Below are 18,981 nucleotides of genomic sequence, written 5' to 3' on the forward strand. Positions count from 1 at the left end.
AAACTGCTCGTGAAGCAGTGTTACTTGGCGGGGCTCAGCGTACCAAGTTCGGCACTGCACGATTTGCAGTAGCGAACCTTGCTGCCGTCCTCTTTGATCTTGGCACCGGTCTTGGTGCGTTTCTTACACTCGGTGCAAACCAGCATCACGTTGGAAATGTCGATTGGCATTTCCTTCGAGAGCTTACCGCCACGTGGGTTACGTTGGCTTGGTTTGACGTGCTTGTAGACCTTCGCAGCCCCTTCGACCAGGATCTTGCCCTTGTCGGAGAAAACCTTGAGGACCTTGCCTCGCAGTTGGCCAGCGCTGTCGGCCCCGGTGATGATTTCGACGGTGTCGTCAACTTTGATATGCATTAGACCACCTCACTCGCCAAACTGACGATCTTCATGAACTTACGATCACGCAGCTCACGAGCGACCGCACCGAAAATACGCGTGCCACGCGGGTTATTGTCTTTGTCGATCAGCACCACCGCGTTACGATCGAAGCGGATATAGCTTCCGTCGGGGCGGCGGGTCGACTTCTTGCAGCGAACGATCACAGCCCGAACGACTGCCTTCTTCTTCACGTCCGCACCGGGCACGACTTCCTTGACCGAGCAAATAATCACGTCACCCAGGCCAGCGGTTCGCTTACGCGTTCCACCCAAAACCTTGATGCACATGACCTGCTTCGCTCCGGTGTTGTCGGCGACGGCCAGTCTTGTTTCTTGTTGAATCATCGCTTCTTAAATCCAACCCTATGCTTCAACTGCATAACAGCGTTAGCGGATGTACGGGAGCCTTTAGCTATCTTGATTTTCCTGCAGCTGAGCAGCCGCTTCGCGTGCCGCCTTCAAGGCAGCCACGTCGACTTCGGTGCTCTTCTCGACAATTCGCACCAATTCCCAACGCTTCGTCTTGCTGCGTGGTCGGCTTTCGATGATCTCGACGCGATCGCCCAGTCCCGACTCGTTGTTCTCGTCGTGAACGTGACAGACCATACGTCGCGAGTAGTACTTGCCGTACAGCGGATGACGAATTCGGCGGGCGATTTCGACGCGTCGCGTCTTATCTTGCTTGTCGCCCGTCACGCGACCGACCAATACTTTCTTGGGCATTGCCGAATATCTCTCTTAAAACTGCGTTTGAATTAGGTGCTGGCCGCGGCGGCACGTTCGTGTTGAATCGTCTTGATGCGGGCAACCAGCTTGCGGTTCTTGGCCAACTCGCTGGGGGCATCCAAACGTTCGGTCTGGGATTGAACTCGCAAACGAAACAGCGTTTCCATGGCGTTCTTCAGGTTCGCCTGGAGCTGGTCGTCGCTCATATCTCGCAATTCACTTGCTTTCATCGCTCTATCGCCTATCCACGTTGAATTCGCGGGCTAAGTGCCGCTAACCATTGTTCGGCACCAGGTGGTTACGCCGAAGCCTCGGTTTCCAGGTCGGGACGACGACGCACGAAGCGGCATCGAACCGGCATCTTGTGAGCCAAACGAGCAAAGCAAATCTTTGCTTGCTGTTCGGTAACACCCTTGAGTTCGTACATCACGGTTCCGGGCTTAACGGTGGCAACCCAACGATCGGGCTCACCTTTACCCTTACCCATACGAGTCTCCAACGGACGAGCCGTTACCGACTTGTGGGGGAAAATCCGAATGTACAACTTACCGATACCACGGACGTACTGCTGAGCAGCAATACGACCCGCTTCGATCGTTTGAGCGGTAATATGACCCGCTTGTGTGGATTGAAGTCCAAAATCGCCGAGGACGACGGTGTTGCCACGAGTGGCATTACCTTTTATACGTCTTCTTTGGCTTTTTCGGTGCTTCACTCGTCTGGGCATCATAGCCATCGGAGTCGTCCCCTTCGTAAAAACCGTTATTAATCCAGACCTGAACCCCGATGTGTCCTTGTGGCGTACGAGCTTCGGTGAAGCCGTAATCAATCTTCGCCCGCAAGGTGCTCAGCGGAATCGATCCTTCAATTTGTTTTTCTCGGCGAGCCATTTCCGCACCACCAAGACGACCGGCCATCTGGATTTTGATGCCACGGGCACCAGCCTCCATGGTGCTTTCGATCGCACGTTTCATAGTGCGTCGGAAGCTGGCACGCTTGGCCAACTGATCGGCGATATCCTCGGCGACCAACTGAGCTCGAAGCTCTGGGCGACCCACTTCTTCAATCTTCAGATTGATTCGGCGACCGACCAAATTTTGTAGTTCTTCCTGCAACTTCTCGACTTCCTGACCCTTCTGACCAATGATCAGACCTGGTCGGGCGACGAACAGCGTCACGCGAACTTCGTCACGCGTACGCTCGATCTCGATCTTGTCGATACCAGCGTTGCGGTACTTCTGTCGAATGCGTTGATCAGGGTGCTTCTGGATGAAGCCGCGGATCTTTTTGTCTTCCAACAAAAGGCCCGGGAAATCACGCTTCGATGCAAACCACTTGCTCTTCCAGCCGACCATCACGCCGGTACGAAACGCAACTGGATTAACTTTTTGTCCCATGCTTGTCTCTCGTCTCGAAGACTGGGCCTGACTCGATGAGCCTGGGCTTAGCCTTGGAGTTCCTCCAGGGTGACGTGAATGTGACAGGTCCGCTTCAAAATCGGGAACGCGCTTCCGCGTGCTCGAGGGCGGAATCGCTTAATGATCGGACCGCCGTCCACGCGAGCTTCGGCGACGAACAGAGCACCCTGATTGGCGGTGCGTCCTTCGTTCTGCTCCGAGTCTTGCGAGTTGCCGATCGCACTCTTGATGACATCTTCCAGCAGACGAGCGCCACGATGCGGTTGGTACCGCAAAATGTCGAGCGCTTCGTCAGCAAGTTTGCCACGCACCAAATCGGCCAGCGGGCGCACCTTTCGCGGGCTGATGCGTGCCAGTCGGTGGGTCGCTTTGAACATGGTTGATCAACTCCTCGATCCACGAGCGTCAGGTCTGGCCCGACATGCCGTGGGCAGCCACGCTGCGTATGCCAATCGGTATGCGTTATTTCTTCTTCTTGTCAGCACCGTGCCCACGGAAAGTACGCGTTGGGGAAAATTCACCCAACTTGTGACCCACCATGTCTTCGGTGACGTAAACCTTCAGGTGGGCTTTGCCGTTATGCACCATGAAAGTGTGACCGACGAATTCCGGGATGATCGTGCAGGCACGAGCCCAAGTCTTGATCGGATCTTTGGTGCCAGCTTCTTCTTGCTGAGCAACCTTCTTGTAAACGTTCGGGTCGACAAACGGCCCTTTTTTCAGGGATCGGCTCATTCTCGAAAACCTCTAGGATCGCGATTCGCGGTCTGGTGTGCTGGGGTTCTTACTTCAACAACTTAAGCAGACCGTAGCGACGCGAACGACGTCGGCGAACGATCGAACGGTTCGAAGCCTTCTTACGATGACGCGTTGCACCACCCTTGGTTGGCTTACCTTGCGGGGTAACCGGATGACGACCACCCTTGGTACGACCTTCACCACCACCGTGCGGGTGATCGATCGGGTTCATCGCAGTACCACGAACGTGAGGGCGACGGCCAAGCCAACGCTTACGACCCGCCTTACCCAACACAACCTTCTCGTGATCAGGGTTGCTTACGCGACCGATCGTAGCTCGGCAGCGACTCGACACGCGGCGAATTTCGCCGGACGGCAAGGAAAGCTGAGCCCAATCGGCTTCACAGGCCATCAAGGTGGCCGAGCTACCTGCACTGCGGCACATCGCACCGCCACGACCAGGCACCATCTCGATATTGTGAACGGTCGTTCCCGCTGGAATATTCTTGAGCGGCAAGCAGTTGCCAACCGAAGGGGAAGCTTCGGGGCCATTCTGAATCTTGTCGCCAGCCTTTAACCCATCTGGGCAAAGGATATATCGCTTCTCGCCGTCCATGTAGTTCAAGAGGGCGATACGAGCACTGCGGTTTGGATCGTACTGAACCGAAGCAACGAGTGCCGGCACACCATCCTTGGCGCGGCGGAAGTCAATAACGCGAAAGCGTCGCTTATGACCACCACCACGATGACGTGCGGTGATTTTACCTTGGTTATTACGACCGCCGGTCTTGGTGATCTTGCGGAGCAAGGCCTTTTCCGGCTTCGCACCCTTGGTCAACTCCTTGAAGTCGCTAACCGAAGCGTTACGACGCCCAGCGGAGGTCGGCTTGTATTTTCGGATACCCATGTTTCGTCTCGTAATCTATTACGTGTCGCAGCTTAGGAAAGGACCGAGTCGATTAATAGAAGTCGATCTTTTGATCTTCAGCCAACGTAACGATGGCCTTCTTCCAGTTGCGGGTCTTTCCATTGCGAAAACGATAACGGCGGGCCTTGCCCTTCCGCGATTGCGTCTTCACGCCGGCGACTTTGACGTCGAACAACTCTTCAACCGCACGGCGAACGTCCAGCTTAGTGGCCGTAGGTGCGATCTCAAACGTGTATTGATTCAAATCTTCCGAAGCCTGAACACCCTTTTCGGTGACAAGCGGACGCAGAATCACCTGGTGTGATTCAAGCGTGCCCTTCGCGGTGGCTTCGTCAATTTTGAAGTATGGCCGTGCCATTTTGGCACCTCTGTCGCTATGTCAGGTTGACTTGAATACTGCTAACGCTTGGCTGCGATTACTCGCTTTTGCCACTGCTGCGGAGGCTGTCCAAAGCGGCCTTGGTAATAAGCAGCTTGCGAGGACGCAACACCGAGTAGGCATTCAGCTCGGCGACCGGGCTAACCGACACGCCTTCAATGTTTCGTGCACTGCGATAGAAAACTGGATCGTGCTTTTCGAGGGCAATCCCAATCTTCTGACCATAGACGCCAAGAGCCTTCAAGGCACCTGCAACGCTTTTGGTCTTAATTTCGCTCTGGGCGAGGTCATCAACGACCATAACCTGCTCGCTCTGAATCTTACTGGCGATCGCCATGCGAGTGGCAATCTTCAAAGCCTTCTTATTCAGGCGGAACGAGTAGTCGCGAGGACGGATCGCAAAAATATGACCACCACCACGGCGAACACCGCTACGCTTGGAACCGGCACGTGCGTTGCCAGTACCCTTTTGGCGATACATCTTCTTGGTCGAACCAGCGACTTCAGCACGTGTCTTCGTACGATGAGTACCTTGACGAAGATTCGCCTGGTACATCACGACGGCGTCGTGCAGCAACTGCTTGTTAATCGACGGAGCGATTTCGGCCGGATCAAGCTCGTACTTGCCGACTTCCTTTCCGCTCTTGTCAAATATGGGCAAACTCACCATGGGAAAATTCTTTCACGCGAGGCGCGATGGATACCTTAGCGAACCATGTTGGTTTCACGGATGATCACGTAACCACCGTTGGGGCCTGGCACGGCACCATTCAAAAGCAGCACGCCGTTCTCTTCGTCGACCTTAACCACCTTCAGGTTACGAGTGGTAACCTTAGCGTTACCGTACTGGCCGCTCATCTTCAGGCCCTTGAAGGTCCGGCTAGGATATGCACTACAGCCAGTACCACCTGAGTGACGGTGAACCTTCTTCACACCATGAGTAGCACGCTGACCAGCGAAGTTATGCCGCTTCATCACACCGGCATAACCGCGACCACGACTCGTGGCAATCACATCGACTCTTACGGTTTCAGCGAGAACGCCAATGCCGATCTCTTGGCCGACTTCATAGCCTTCGGTCGAACCACGAAACTCGCGAATAAATCGCTTGGGCTCACAACCCGCCTTCGCGGCAGCTTCGCCGCCAGCGGCAGCCAACTTCTTGGATCGCTTGCTCGAGAGAGGAGCAACATGACCACGTTCGCTACGAATCGCTAACCGACGAGGCTTGTCGCCGTATCCGATCTGAATTGCCTCGTATCCATCGCGATCCAAGGTTCTCACCTGAAGCACGTGACACGGGCCTGCCTGAACGACCGTTACCGGGATTACTTCCCCAGACTCTGTATAGATCTGGGTCATCCCGACCTTACGGCCGAGTATGCCTTTTGCCATGATTCGTCGCCTTGTAGTCTGTTGCTCGCTTCGCTGGATTAGCCACCGGGCTAATTACCAACCGAAGCTTCCAGCCATTCAGAGACTCTTAAAAACGAGCTGTGAAAAATGAAACTATCGGGTCGTTGCCTTGATCTTGATATCGACACCAGCTGGCAAGTTCAGCTTATTGAGCGATTCGATCGTCTTGGCGGTAGCCTGAACGATATCGATCAGACGCTTGTGCGTCCGCACTTCAAATTGCTGACGTGCCTTCTTGTCGATATGCGGACCAGCGAGAACGGTATAGCGTTCAATGCGGGTCGGCAACGGAATGGGACCATGCACTTCCGAATGGGTCCGCTTCGCCGTATCGACGATGTCGAGAGCACTCTGATCCAAGATCGAGTGATCGTAAGCTTCCATCCGAATGCGAATAACTTCTTTCGCCACGTTGCTGATCCCTATTAACTTCTCCCCGGCTTGCCGGGCTAGTAAATTTCTTTCGCTCCCTAGTCGCTCTCAGAGCTATTCGGGAAACAGATGATATTAAAAATCTGAGGCCGCTTCGTCAATGGGCTCCGGTTCTTATTTCGAACCTTTTTCCGAGACCACGCTCGAAGCGACGGAAACACCTGGTTTTCTCGAGTGAAACAGCATCGAACGGCCACCTGCGGGCAACCGTGTCGCGACCCGAAAAACCGAGCCCCCTTATCTATTCGGAGTGCTCGAATGAGATTTCCCTTGCCCCTCTTCTCGCAAAATAGGAGATTGGGGCGGTGAACCGAGACAACACAAGACAGGGGCCCGCAAACGATGGCACACTTGACTGGCACATCCGGAACTCGTTTTTCTCTCCGCAGCACCTTTGTGATGATCTCGATGACCTGCTTCGGCCTTGCCGTATTCCGTGTTGTCGATTTCAACTTTCACCGCTTTCTTGCGGTGATGGCGATCTCGATGGTCCTGACCTTCCTGGCTTACCAGGGGATCGGCCTCGTCCTTGATATCGCTCAAGACCTGACCGATGCCATTAACGGAGAGACCACACGGCCTAATCAACGCCAATCTAGCGATGACTAACCGGCAAGCTACACATTCTACATAAACTGCTTAATTAGCTCAGGGGGGGCAGCGGCATATTTTAGTGGCTCCATGCTACTAGAGGCCCGACCCTGACTCAGACTTCGCATCGCACTCGAATAGCCAAACAACTCGGCGAGTGGGGCATGAGCCTCGATAATCGCATCACCAGAGCGATTCTCCGTTTTGGCGATCTCGCCACGACGCTTCATGATGTCCCCCACGAAATCCCCCATGTATTCTTCAGGGGTCGTAATCGTGAGCTTCATGATTGGCTCGAGTAAGGTTGGCACTGCGGCTTCCAGACCCTTTTCAAACGCGTCTCCGGCGGCAATCGCGAAGGCTGTTTCGGTCGAGCCGACCTCGGCCGCTTCAGCCCCGAGTATGGTAATTTTGAGATCAGCGAGTGGGAAACCACCGATAATACCGCCACCAACACTGCGGCTACGCAGCTCTTCCATTGCTGCCTCGATCAAGTCAAATGGTACCTGCTCGGGCGGGCACTTCGAGATCACCATCACGGTCGGTTGCTGATCTGGGACATGCTCGACCTGAATTTGAAGCTTCGCAAACAACTGCTGACCTTGAATGATGCGGTGACATTCCCCGGTCACCTTCGCCGACTTTCCAACCGTTTCGCGATAACTCACGCGCGGCTTATGCACCTTCACATTTAGCTTGAAATCACGAAGCAACTTGTGGCGAATCACCTCAAGATGGAGCTCTCCCATCCCGCTAATGATCGTTTGCCCGGTGTCCTTGTTCTCGATGGCATCAAACGTTGGATCCTGCCGTCGCATCATCGCCAACGTCTCCGAGAGCTTATCGCGGTCCGCTGACGACTCCGGTTCGATCGCCATCCCGATCACCGTTTCGGGGAAATTAATCGACTCGAGCAGAATTGGATGCCTCGTATCGCACAACGTATCACCGGTCACCGAGTGACGGAGACCAATGATGCCGACGATATCGCCGCAGCCCACGTGATCGACCTGCTCTTTCCGCGAGGCCTGAATGTGCCAAAGCTGGGCACAGTTCTCCTTGACATCGCGCCCGGGATTCAACAAACGCGAATTCGGCTTCAACTCACCAGAGTAAACCCGGACCCAGGTCATATCACCATGTTTCGCGGGAAGCACCTTAAAAACGAGACCGCAGAACGGTTCGCTCGGATCGGGCGAACGCTTCTCGGCCTGATTTTTCTTGGAGGGATTCGTCCCTACGACCGGCGGCACATCCTTGGGGCTTGGCAGGTAATAGGTGACCGCGTCGAGAATTGGCTGCACGCCGATTCCATCCAATGCAGAACCGCACATCACCGGCTGTAGCTGCCGCGAGAGAGTACCTTCTCGCAGTACGTCGCGAATCAGCTTTGACGGGATGGGCTCCTCAGAAAGACTCAACTCCATCAATTCATTGCTAAGATCGTAAAGCTTCTCGAGCAGGTTATCTCGATACAGCTGAGCCTTGTCGAGATAATCCTCGGGAATATCCTGCACCTCAACCGTGCGATCTTCATCCCCTTCGCCGAAGTGAAGCATCTTCATTTCAATGAGATCAATCACACCACGAAAGGCGTCCTTGACGTGCGGCGGGCCCGCTCCGACCGGGATTTGAATGGGAACGGGATTCGCTTTCAACCGACGCTCGATCTCAGCCAGCACCGATTCAAAGTCCGCCCCTTCGCGGTCCATCTTGTTGATGAACGCCACACGGGGAACCTTGTATCGATCGGCTTGACGCCAGACGGTTTCGCTTTGTGCCTCCACACCTTCCCGTGCGCTGAACACAACCACGCCTCCATCGAGCACGCGTAAACAACGCTCGACTTCCGCTGTGAAGTCGACGTGGCCAGGCGTATCGATCAAGTTGATCGTGTAATCCTTCCAAGGAAACGTGACGCACGCCGAGTAGATCGTAATCCCTCGCTCGGCTTCTTCTGGGTCGAAGTCGGTAGTTGTCGTCCCCTTATCGACCTCACCAACGCGATGAGAAGTTCCGCTGTAGAAAAGCATCCGCTCGGTGACGGTTGTCTTACCGGCGTCGATATGGGCAATCACACCGATGTTCCGAATGTCTTCAAGCTTTCGCGACATGACTCTACTGCCAGCCTGTGCGGCTGAACCCTTCCTGCTACTCAATCCAAGGAGAATAGTTTTGCTGCGATGCGCGCATAAAAAAAGCCGCACTTTTACTGAAGCACGGCTTTCGATGAACGGCTTTACCAGGCGAAGTGCGAAAATGCCTTATTCGCATCTGCCATGCGGTGCACGTTTTCGCGACGGGTGTATGCAGTGCCTTCACGGTTATAGGCGGCAAACAACTCGTCGGCCAGCTTCAAGTGGGCAGGACGCCCCTTCTTTTCACGAACTGCCAATAGCAACCAACGAATCGCAAGCGATTGCTGACGGGTGCGATTCACCTGCATAGGAACCTGATACGCGGCACCACCAACACGCTTCGAGCGAACCTCGACGTGCGGCTTCACGTTTTCCACGGCCTGAGTGAAAACGTCAATCGGCTCGTCATCAGGAACACGCTTCTTCAGTTCATCCATCGCGCCGTAGAAAACTTCCTGGGCGGTCGTCTTCTTGCCGTCTTGCATCAGACAGTTGATGAATTTGCTGGCCAAGATCGACTTGTAGCGTGGATCTGGCTTCAACGTTTCGCGGCTGGCGGTGATTTTACCCATTTTTGGTAACTAACTATTCGCTGTGTTCGTTCTTGAAATATATTCACCCAAGCAACACGCCGGCCCTAGGCCAGGCAGCATGCTTAGCTCTTCTTGGCACCGTAACGGCTACGAGACTGCTTACGACCGTTGACACCCAGGGCATCCAAGGCACCACGGACAACTTGGTACCGCACACCCGGAAGGTCGCGAACACGACCGCCGCGAACCAGCACGATCGAGTGTTCCTGCAAGCTATGGCCTTCACCGGGAATGTACACGGTGACTTCCTTCTGGTTCGACAGACGCACACGAGCGATCTTCCGAAGAGCCGAGTTTGGCTTCTTAGGGGTCATCGTGCGAACCTGCAAACAGACACCACGCTTCTGCGGGCACTTGTCCAAAACGGGAGACTTTGAAAACTTACGCTTCTTCTTCCGCGGACGTCGAATCAGCTGATTAATAGTAGGCATGCAAAAGGCCGTTGCTTCTAATCTGGGCCGCGATAAAAGGAAGGCGGCCGAATTTCTGTGTGCTTACTGTCGCTTCCCAAGGATTATGGGAAGCCCTTTAAATTATCCGATTGCCGAGAACTGTCAACCCGTAATGGGCGTTCAGACGTCGGGTATTTTGCTTCCATCCACTCGGAGTTTTCGTGGCCATCATAAGCCCCAGCGAAGAACACGTCGGGATGTCTTTCCAGATCCGTCTAGAAATGGCACATGGCCACGCGAACGTGGCCATGGCACCTAGCGGATTAACGTTTGGGCGATTTGCATCTTCCCAAACATCCTAATTCTTACAATTCGTCCTCAGTCCCTGGCTCAAAACCTTCGGCACCACCTTGAGGCGGTTGCGGAGGCTGCTGTGGCTGTGGATCGCCGTAGGCAGGACCCTCGGTCGCTGGGATCGAACCGCCACCACCGAGTAAGCTTTCCAGCCCTGGGGCAGGAGCCATTTCGGAAATCGCGGCTGGGCCAGGCTGCTGGGCAGTTTCGCCGTTGTCCTGCAAGAGCGGGAAGCTGTCTTCCAAAGTCCGTTCGCGAGTCCGCGAGGCCAATTCGGCCAAGGCTTCTGGATTGATACGCACTTCCGAATCTTGGAACGAGCGGAAACCAGTACCGGCAGGAATTAAGTGACCTAAGATCACGTTTTCCTTCAAACCGATCAGTTCGTCGATCTTGCCAGCCAGGGCGGCCTCGGTAAGAACCTTGGTCGTTTCCTGGAAGGACGCCGCTGAGATAAAGCTGGAACTTTGAACGGCTGCCTTGGTGATACCAAGTAGCTGGGTCGAAGCACTCGCCGCAGCAGGCTTGGCACCCTTAGCTGGCGTTCCGCCCAATGATTCGATCTGACCGTTCTCTTGTTCGAGCGCTTCCTTTGGCACGATCATGCCTTCGGTGAACTGCTGCGAGTCCCCGGTACCGGAGATTTTCAGACAGCGGGACAACTGATCGTTGGCACGACGGAAATCGAACTTATCCATCACCAAGCCCGGCAACAAGCTGGTATCGCCTGCCGAGTCGACCATCACCTTCCGCAGCATGCGGGCAACAATGATCTCGATGTGCTTATCGTTGATCTCCACACGCTGACTACGATAGACGCCCTGAATCTCGTGAAGCAGGTACTGCTGCACCGCTTCTTCCCCAGAGATACGGAGGATGTCGTGCGGCACCAGCGGTCCGTCGATCAACGACTGGCCAGCTCGGACGTAGTCACCAGTATGAACCAGGAACCGCTTACCGTGTGGCACTAAGTGCTCACGTTCGATGCCAGATTCGCTACGGACGATGATCGTTCGCTTACCACGCTTCTTCTCGGAAAGAATCTCGACGACACCATCGATCTCAGCCATCACGGCTGGATCTTTCGGCTTTCGAGCCTCGAAGATTTCCGTGACTCGTGGCAGACCACCCGTAATGTCCTTAACACCGCCCGATTCACGTGGCGTGCTGGCCACCGTGGTACCGGCCGAAACCTTGGCACCTTCTTCGGCGTCGATGATCGCCTTTTCGGGCAAGTAGTAAACGTCCAGCGGCTTACCATCTTCGTCTTCGATGACCAGCTGCGGATGGAAGTCACCCTTATGCTCCGTGATCATGCGACGTGCGAAGCCAGTCGAGTCGTGCTCGATCATCATCGTCTCGCCTTCGACCACGTCCTCATAACGGACGCGACCACCGACTTCGGCGACGATCGGAATCGAGTAAGGATTCCAGGAGCAGAGAACCTGACCGGTTTTGACCTCGTCGTTCTCTTTGACTTCCAACGTTGCCCCAGTGGGCACGTCGTAGCTTTCGATTTCACGACCCTTGGCATCGACAATCGTGATTTCACCATTGCGGGTGAGCACGATGTTCTTACCTTCGTCGTTGGTCGCCGTACGCATACGGGTAAACTTGACGAAACCGCCACGCTTGGTTTTCTTTTCGTGCTCTTCCGTATCGGTAACGGCCACACCACCGATGTGGAACGTACGCATGGTCAACTGCGTACCAGGCTCACCAATACTTTGAGCGGCGATGATACCGACGGCCATGCCTTCTTCGACCTGATCGCCAGTCGACATGTCCATACCGTAGCAAGCCTTGCAGCAACCCAGACCGCTATCGCAGGTCATGGGACTACGAACCTGAATCCGTTCGAGGCCCATTCGTTCGATCTTGCGAGCCGTATCAGGCGTGATCATTTCGTTTTCGCGAACGATCACTTCGTCGGTGATCGGGTTCACGATGCTTTGACGGCTGACACGCCCCTTGATGGCATCTGCCAGCGAGACTTCGACCTTTTCACCACGGTAAATAACGCCCTTGGTGATACCCTGGGTCGTACCGCAGTCGTCTTGCGTGATCACCACGTTCTGGGCGACGTCGGCCAGCTTACGCGTGAGGTAACCGGAGTCAGCCGTCTTCAACGCCGTATCGGCCAGACCCTTACGGGCACCGTGCGTCGAGGAGAAGTATTCGAGCACCGTCAAACCTTCGCGGAAGTTTGATTTGATCGGCGTTTCGATGATTTCACCACTCGGCTTGGCCATCAGACCACGCATACCGGCCAGCTGACGAATCTGTTCGGTACCACCACGAGCACCCGAGTCGGCCATCAAGTACACCGGATTGATGTAACCATGACCGCCACGATCGTCGTTCTTCATCTCGGTCATCATCTCGGCAGTAATCTGCTCACGAGCATGTGTCCAAGCGTCGAGAACCTGGTTGACTCGTTCCTTGTCGGTGATCACACCACGTTCGTAGAGTTTCTTAAACTTGATCACCTTCTTTTCGGCTTCACCGATGATCTTGTGCTTCGAGTCTGGAGTCACAAGGTCGTCGGTTGCGAAGGAAAGACCACTGCGGGTCGATTCGCGGAAACCAAGCTGGTTCATGTCGTCCAACAGGTTGATCGTGGCCCGACGCCCCAGACGCTGGTAACAGTCGGAAATCACCTTGGACAACTCACTACTACCGAGCGAGTGGTTGTAGAAGTCCATGCCTGGTGGAAGCATCTCGTTGAACAAAACACGACCAAATGTCGTCTCGACGATTCGTGTCGAGTTTTGCTCGTCGTCTTCACCCTTCAGCTTGCGGCCTTCCGGCAGACGGACCTTGATCAGCGCGTGCAGGTCAATGATGCCCTGAGCGAAGGCATAATCTGCCTCGTCCATCGAGGAGAAGGTCATTCCTTCACCTGGTCGGTTTGGCAGGCTGATGGTGATGAAGTTACAACCCATCACCACGTCCTGCGACGGACTCATGATCGGCTTACCATTCGATGGTGCGAAGATGTTATTCGTCGCCAACATCAGCGTGTGAGCTTCGACCTGAGCTTCGATCGAGAGCGGCAAGTGAACCGCCATCTGGTCTCCGTCGAAGTCGGCATTGAAGCCTTTACAGACAAGCGGATGAAGGTGAATCGCATTACCTTCTACCAGGGTTGGCTCGAAGGCTTGGATACCCATTCGGTGCAGCGTTGGGGCACGATTCAAGAGAACTGGGTGATTCTGAATCACCGATTCCAAGATATCCCAGACTTCTTCGTCCTTCCGTTCGAGCATCTTCTTGGCGCTCTTGATTGTGTCGGCATGACCGAGCACTTTGAGCTTGCGGATGATGAACGGTTGGTAAAGTTCCAGAGCGATCTTCTTCGGCAGACCGCACTGATGCAGTTTCATGCGTGGACCAACCACGATCACACTACGAGCGGAGTAGTCAACGCGCTTACCGAGGAGGTTTTCACGAAAACGACCCTGCTTACCCTTGATCATGTCGGTCAAGGATTTCAGTGGGCGGTTGCTACTACCGAGGACCGGACGCTTACAACGATTATTATCGAACAAAGCATCGACCGACTGCTGGAGCATTCGCTTTTCGTTGCGAATGATCACTTCCGGAGCGTTCAAGTCGACCAACTTCCGCAAACGATTGTTGCGGTTGATAATTCGACGGTACAGGTCGTTCAAGTCGGAGGTAGCAAAATTGCCAGAGTCCAACAGAACGAGCGGACGCAAATCTGGAGGAATCACCGGAATGACGTCCATGACCATCCACTCTGGCTTATTGTCGCTATCGCGAATCGCTTCGACAATCTTCAGACGGTTGGTCAGATCCTTACGCTTCTGCTTGGAACCCGTTTCATGGAGATCCTTACGCAGGTCGATCGAAAGCTGGACGAGGTCCAACCCTTGCAGCAGCTTGCGAACTGCTTCGGCACCCATGTCGGCCTCGAACGAACCGGAGCCGAACTGCTCCAGCGCGCCGCGATACTCTTCTTCAGTCAGCGTCTGAAACTTTTCCAGATCGGTACTGCCTGGATCGACGACGACGTAATCCTGGAAGTAGATGACCTTTTCCAGGCTCGAGGTCTTCATCGCCAACAGGTTACCCAATCGGCTAGGCATGGCCTTGAAGAACCAGATGTGAACGATCGGGGCAGCGAGCTCGATGTGCCCCATTCGCTTACGACGAACGCGACTGTGAGTGATTTTCACACCACAGCGATCGCAGATCATTCCTTTGTACTTCATGCCGCGGTACTTACCGCAGGCACATTCCCAGTCTTTTTCTGGGCCGAAGATACGCTCACAGAACAGCCCGTCTTTTTCAGGACGGTACGTTCGGTAGTTGATCGTTTCCGGCTTCTTCACTTCGCCGAACGACCAACTACGAATATCGTGCGGTCGTGCGAGGCTGATCTTAACCGCGGTATAGTCGTTGATGCGGTCGTAAGAGCTTTCGAGAATACTCATGGCCCGTGCTCCTTGTTCTAATCCCACTGGATGTTCGTTTTGGTGCAGATGCAGCCGGTTGCCTAGGTTTGAACCGGCTGCGGGTTGTCAACTGCGGAAACCCATTTCCGCCGCAGTGGCACGCCGCCTTTTACAGGCGACGCTTTTCCAACTGCATATTCAACCCGAGCCCTCGAATCTCGTTGGTCAACACGTCGAAGCTCGCGGGCGTACCGGCTTCCAACGTGTTTTCTCCCTTGACCATCGACTCATAAATCTTCGTCCGTCCTTCGACGTCGTCACTCTTAACGGTGAGCAGTTCCTGGAGGATGTAGGCAGCACCGTAGGCTTCGAGAGCCCACACTTCCATTTCCCCGAATCGCTGACCACCGAAACGAGCCTTACCACCAAGTGGCTGCTGCGTAATGAGCGAGTAAGGCCCTGTGCTACGAGCGTGCACCTTGTCGTCCACCAAGTGGTGCAACTTCAACATGTAGATGTAGCCAACGGTGGTTTCCTGGTTCAATGCCTCGCCCGTACGTCCATCGTGCAGACGTGCCTTACCATGGCGTGGTAAACCAGCTTCCTCCAAGCAATCGTTGATGATCTCTTCCGAAGCACCGTCAAACACTGGCGTGATGGCCTGGAAGCCGAGCTTGGCACCAGCCCAACCTAAGTGGGTCTCCAGAATCTGCCCCACATTCATACGGCTAGGCACGCCGAGCGGATTGAGCATGATCTGAATCGGTGTTCCATCTGGCAGGAACGGCATGTCTTCCACGGGCAAGATCTTGGCGATCACACCCTTGTTACCGTGGCGACCGGCCATTTTGTCACCAACCGAGATCACTCGCTTGGTAGCAATGTAGACCTTAACCATCTGCAACACGCCGCTGCGAAGTTCATCGCCACGCTTCATGCTGTTGAGCTTGCGATCGCGCTGATCGATCGCCAGTTCAATCGCTGGCCATTTGGCAGCGTACAACTGACGGACGCTGGCGACTCGTTCTTCGCTCTTGAGCGATTCTAAAACCTTGTACAAGCGGAACTGTTGAGCTTGCTCGGCGATGTACTTGTTATCTTGATCGCGCGTCAACGGCGTGCCATCTTCATCGGTGACCGTCTTGCCGAGGATCTTTTCGACTTCGCCCACGAATTCTGAGAACAATTCCGAAATTGCGGCGTTGCCCTCGGTTTCGGCATCCTTGAGCGTCTTCTCGAAAGCCTTTCGTTCATCGTCAGAGAGGCTCATACGACGAGCAAACTTCTCGGCTTGAACGACAATACCTTCAATACCGGATGGCACTTCCAGCGAGTCGTTCTTTACGTCCTCACCGGCACGACCAAAGATCGCGTGCAGCAGCTTTTCCTCCGGCGTCAGTTCGGTCTTGCTCTTCGGCGAAACCTTACCAACGAGAATATCACCAGGCTTCACGTATGTACCGACTTGAACGATACCGTTCTCGTCGAGGTTACGAAGCATCTTTTCAGAGACGTTCGGAATATCTCGTGTGAAGTCTTCGCGGCCCAGCTTGGTTTCGCGAATTTCGACGTCGAACTCTTCGATGTGAATCGAGGTGTAGACGTCCTGCTTCACCAATTCTTCGCTGATGATGATCGCGTCTTCGTAGTTGTAACCGTCGAACGACATAAAGCCGACCAACACGTTACGGCCAAGGGCTAACTGACCACCGTGCGTCGCCGCACCATCTGCCAGGACATCGCCGGCCGTAATCTTCTGGCCCATCTTCACGACAGGGTGTTGATTCAAGCAGGTTCGCTCATTCAGACCAACGAACTTGCGGAGTTCGTAAACGTCTTCGGCGTGCTCCGCAACTCCACTGCGTTCAATGATCACCTTCAAGGCGTCGACGTATTTAACCACGCCGTCGTACTTGGCACGAATGATCATGCTGGAGTTCATCGCGACGTCGCGTTCGACGCCAGTTCCAACGATCGGAGGTTCCGCAACCAACAGTGGCACCGCTTGCCGCTGCATGTTAGATCCCATCAACGCGCGGTTGGCGTCGTCGTGTTCCAGGAACGGAATCAATGCGGCAGACACACCCACCATCTGGCAAGGAGCCACGTCGATGTATTCGACTTCCGTCGGCGCGACCATCTCGAAGTCGCTGCGATAACGAGCAATGATCAAGTCGCCCAGCAGCACGTCTTCGTCATCGGTCGGCGTATCAGCCGGAGCCACCAACGCGTCCGATTCTTCGTCAGCACGTAGCCAGACGAAACCTTTATCGATCTTGCCATTGGTAATCTTACGATAAGGCGTGATCAGGAAGCCGTACTCATCCACCGAAGAGTAGAGAGCCAAGCTGGAGATCAGACCAATGTTCGTACCTTCCGGCGTTTCAATCGGACAGATACGACCGTAGTGCGAAATGTGAACGTCGCGAACTTCAAAACCGGCTCGTTTACGATTCAAACCGCCAGGGCCGAGAGCCGACAAACGACGTTCATGCGTGAGCATCGAAAGAGGGTTCGTTTGGTCGACCACCTGCGAGAGCTCGCCACGACCAAAAAAGTATTCGATCGCTGCCGAGATGCTCTTCGGGTTGACCAGATTACGCGGAGTCATATCTTCCGCGTCCTTCAGACTCATTCGCTCTTGAACGGTACGACGGAGCTTCAAGAAGCCCTTACGCATTTCGTCGCAAGCCAATTCATCGATCGTACGCAGACGACGATTACCTAAGTGGTCGATATCGTCGATGCGAGCTCGCTTGTCGCCCGAAGAGAGGTACAGGATATACCGGATAGCAGCGATCAAGTCTTCTGGACGAAGCGTTTGCTTGCCTTCTTCGACGTCGAGGCCCAGCTTCCGGTTCATACGGAAACGGCCGACGCGACCAAGACGATAGCGGTTTTCGTCGTAGAACTTTTCCGCGAAAAGCGTCTTCGCCTTTTCCAGCTGCGGCGGGTTACCCGGACGCAGACGCTGGTAGATGCGTAGCAAAGCTTCTTCGTGGCTGGAGGTGTTGTCCTCCGACAAAGCGGTGAAGATGAGCTGCGTCTTAGGCGGCTCCATAACTTCCACTTCATCGATACCAGCCGAGCAGATCAATTCCGCGATGTTGCGACTAATCTTTTGCCCTGCTTCGAGAATAATCTCGCCAGCACGGTCACTGCTGCTTGGATAGATGATGTCGTCAACCGCGATCTTGTTTTCGATCTTGGTGACGCTGCGGCCATCCTTCACCGATTCGACCGTCGACTCGTAGAAGGCGCGAATCACGTCAGCGTCGCTGCTGAACTCCGGCGACATGGCGCGAAGGAGAGTCGTCGCGGCGAACTTACCGCTCTGGTCGATACGGACCGTCAACGAGTCCTTCTTCGAGACGTTAACCTCAATCCAGCTACCACGCTCAGGAATGATACGGCAGCTCGGAAGTTTCTTGTCCGAGGTCGTGTCTTGCTCCAGAACGAAGTCGACACCTGGGCTGCGGTGCAGCTGACTAACGACGACACGCTCAGCACCGTTGATGATAAACTCACCACCGCCCAACATGACCGGCAAGTCACCGAGGTAGACTTCTTCCTCGATCGGCTCTTCTTTGTTCAGACGCAGCCAAATACGGAACGGACGACCGTAGGTAAGCCGCAGTTGCTTACATTCCTCTGGCGTATACCGCGGCTTGCCCAACTCGTAACGAACGTAGTCGAGCTGATTTTGTCCGTCGTAACTTTGAATCGGAAAGATTTCCCGCAGGACACTTTCGATGCCCAATTCTGGATCGCGAGCTTCTGCCTCGACCTCTGCTTGCAGGAAGTTTTGGTAGCTGAGGGTTTGGATTTTCGTCAGATCTGGCGGAGCCATATAGATCGACTGACTTCCAAACCGACGAACTTCAGTGGGTTCCAGCCGTCGTTGCGACGAGGTAGCCATAAGCGACGCGACTCCTTGGGCGGCAATTCAAAAACAACATGCTTTCACACCATCAGGCGCGGACTTCGATCAGGGATTCAGCCTGGCGTCCGTGTCAAATAGCGAGAAAGCATGTGGTAATACGGGCGGACAATAGAGGTTCAAACCAGAGTGCGCA

Annotated in this window: 19 protein-coding genes; 1 reads left to right on the forward strand and 18 read right to left on the reverse strand. The window is 54.6% G+C overall.

The genetic code is table 11. The features are described from left to right. Positions 1-20: 20 nt before the first annotated feature. The 13 genes from rplX to rpsJ form a co-directional block, all read right to left on the reverse strand. The gene (rplX, locus tag C5Y83_RS16375; RefSeq protein WP_105330854.1) at positions 21-356 is read right to left on the reverse strand and encodes a 50S ribosomal protein L24; all 336 of its coding nucleotides are present in this window, start codon (positions 354-356) and stop codon (positions 21-23) included. Beyond that, positions 356-724, reverse strand: a complete 369-nt coding sequence (rplN, locus tag C5Y83_RS16380; RefSeq protein ID WP_105330855.1) for a 50S ribosomal protein L14 — start codon at positions 722-724, stop codon at positions 356-358. Before rplN ends, rplX begins: the two co-directional genes overlap by 1 nt. A 63-nt stretch (positions 725-787) precedes the next feature. Beyond that, positions 788-1,102, reverse strand: coding sequence for a 30S ribosomal protein S17 (gene rpsQ / locus C5Y83_RS16385; protein WP_105330856.1), 315 nt, complete (start codon positions 1,100-1,102; stop codon positions 788-790). A gap of 32 nt (positions 1,103-1,134) precedes the next feature. Continuing rightward, a complete protein-coding gene (gene rpmC / locus C5Y83_RS16390) occupies positions 1,135-1,335 on the reverse strand; it encodes a 50S ribosomal protein L29 (RefSeq protein ID WP_105330857.1) in 201 nt (66 codons plus the stop codon). Between the two features lie 68 nt (positions 1,336-1,403). Continuing rightward, positions 1,404-1,841 carry a 50S ribosomal protein L16 gene (rplP, locus tag C5Y83_RS16395; protein WP_105330858.1) on the reverse strand — a complete coding sequence of 146 codons (438 nt, stop codon included), beginning with the start codon at positions 1,839-1,841 and terminating at the stop codon, positions 1,404-1,406. Then, positions 1,780-2,502: a 30S ribosomal protein S3 gene (rpsC, locus tag C5Y83_RS16400; protein WP_105330859.1), complete on the reverse strand. Its 723-nt coding sequence runs from the start codon at positions 2,500-2,502 to the stop codon at positions 1,780-1,782. Before rpsC ends, rplP begins: the two co-directional genes overlap by 62 nt. 47 nt (positions 2,503-2,549) lie before the next feature. After that, entirely contained in the window at positions 2,550-2,900 is a 351-nt protein-coding gene (gene rplV, locus C5Y83_RS16405; protein ID WP_105330860.1) for a 50S ribosomal protein L22, read from the reverse strand. A gap of 85 nt (positions 2,901-2,985) precedes the next feature. Beyond that, on the reverse strand, positions 2,986-3,258 hold the full coding sequence (gene rpsS / locus C5Y83_RS16410; protein WP_105330861.1) for a 30S ribosomal protein S19: 273 nt from the start codon (positions 3,256-3,258) through the stop codon (positions 2,986-2,988). 49 nt (positions 3,259-3,307) lie between these two features. Next, positions 3,308-4,168: a 50S ribosomal protein L2 gene (rplB, locus tag C5Y83_RS16415; RefSeq protein ID WP_105330862.1), complete on the reverse strand. Its 861-nt coding sequence runs from the start codon at positions 4,166-4,168 to the stop codon at positions 3,308-3,310. A gap of 52 nt (positions 4,169-4,220) precedes the next feature. After that, positions 4,221-4,547: a 50S ribosomal protein L23 gene (rplW, locus tag C5Y83_RS16420; RefSeq protein WP_105330863.1), complete on the reverse strand. Its 327-nt coding sequence runs from the start codon at positions 4,545-4,547 to the stop codon at positions 4,221-4,223. 58 nt (positions 4,548-4,605) lie between these two features. Continuing rightward, positions 4,606-5,238, reverse strand: coding sequence for a 50S ribosomal protein L4 (rplD, locus tag C5Y83_RS16425; protein WP_105330864.1), 633 nt, complete (start codon positions 5,236-5,238; stop codon positions 4,606-4,608). A 35-nt stretch (positions 5,239-5,273) separates the two neighbouring features. Further along, positions 5,274-5,963, reverse strand: a complete 690-nt coding sequence (rplC, locus tag C5Y83_RS16430) for a 50S ribosomal protein L3 (protein ID WP_105330865.1) — start codon at positions 5,961-5,963, stop codon at positions 5,274-5,276. Positions 5,964-6,077: 114 nt separating this feature from the next. Next, a complete protein-coding gene (rpsJ, locus tag C5Y83_RS16435) occupies positions 6,078-6,395 on the reverse strand; it encodes a 30S ribosomal protein S10 (protein WP_146117800.1) in 318 nt (105 codons plus the stop codon). A gap of 363 nt (positions 6,396-6,758) precedes the next feature. On the opposite strand from rpsJ, the gene C5Y83_RS16440 reads away from it, so the two are divergent. After that, positions 6,759-7,025 carry a hypothetical protein gene (locus C5Y83_RS16440; protein WP_158262383.1) on the forward strand — a complete coding sequence of 89 codons (267 nt, stop codon included), beginning with the start codon at positions 6,759-6,761 and terminating at the stop codon, positions 7,023-7,025. Between the two features lie 17 nt (positions 7,026-7,042). Here C5Y83_RS16440 and fusA read toward each other — a convergent pair whose 3' ends face one another. The 5 genes from fusA to rpoB all read right to left on the reverse strand — a co-directional run bounded on the left by fusA (position 7,043) and on the right by rpoB (position 18,824). Further along, positions 7,043-9,121: an elongation factor G gene (fusA, locus tag C5Y83_RS16445; protein ID WP_105330868.1), complete on the reverse strand. Its 2,079-nt coding sequence runs from the start codon at positions 9,119-9,121 to the stop codon at positions 7,043-7,045. Positions 9,122-9,246: 125 nt separating this feature from the next. After that, positions 9,247-9,717 carry a 30S ribosomal protein S7 gene (gene rpsG, locus C5Y83_RS16450; RefSeq protein WP_105330869.1) on the reverse strand — a complete coding sequence of 157 codons (471 nt, stop codon included), beginning with the start codon at positions 9,715-9,717 and terminating at the stop codon, positions 9,247-9,249. Positions 9,718-9,800: 83 nt separating this feature from the next. Further along, positions 9,801-10,169, reverse strand: a complete 369-nt coding sequence (gene rpsL, locus C5Y83_RS16455) for a 30S ribosomal protein S12 (protein ID WP_105330870.1) — start codon at positions 10,167-10,169, stop codon at positions 9,801-9,803. A gap of 326 nt (positions 10,170-10,495) precedes the next feature. Further along, entirely contained in the window at positions 10,496-14,944 is a 4,449-nt protein-coding gene (gene rpoC / locus C5Y83_RS16460; RefSeq protein WP_105330871.1) for a DNA-directed RNA polymerase subunit beta', read from the reverse strand. Positions 14,945-15,074: 130 nt separating this feature from the next. Continuing rightward, positions 15,075-18,824, reverse strand: a complete 3,750-nt coding sequence (gene rpoB, locus C5Y83_RS16465; RefSeq protein ID WP_105330872.1) for a DNA-directed RNA polymerase subunit beta — start codon at positions 18,822-18,824, stop codon at positions 15,075-15,077. Positions 18,825-18,981: the final 157 nt, after the last annotated feature.

The organism is Blastopirellula marina, assembly GCF_002967765.1.
Classification (GTDB): Bacteria; Planctomycetota; Planctomycetia; order Pirellulales; family Pirellulaceae; genus Bremerella; species Bremerella marina_A.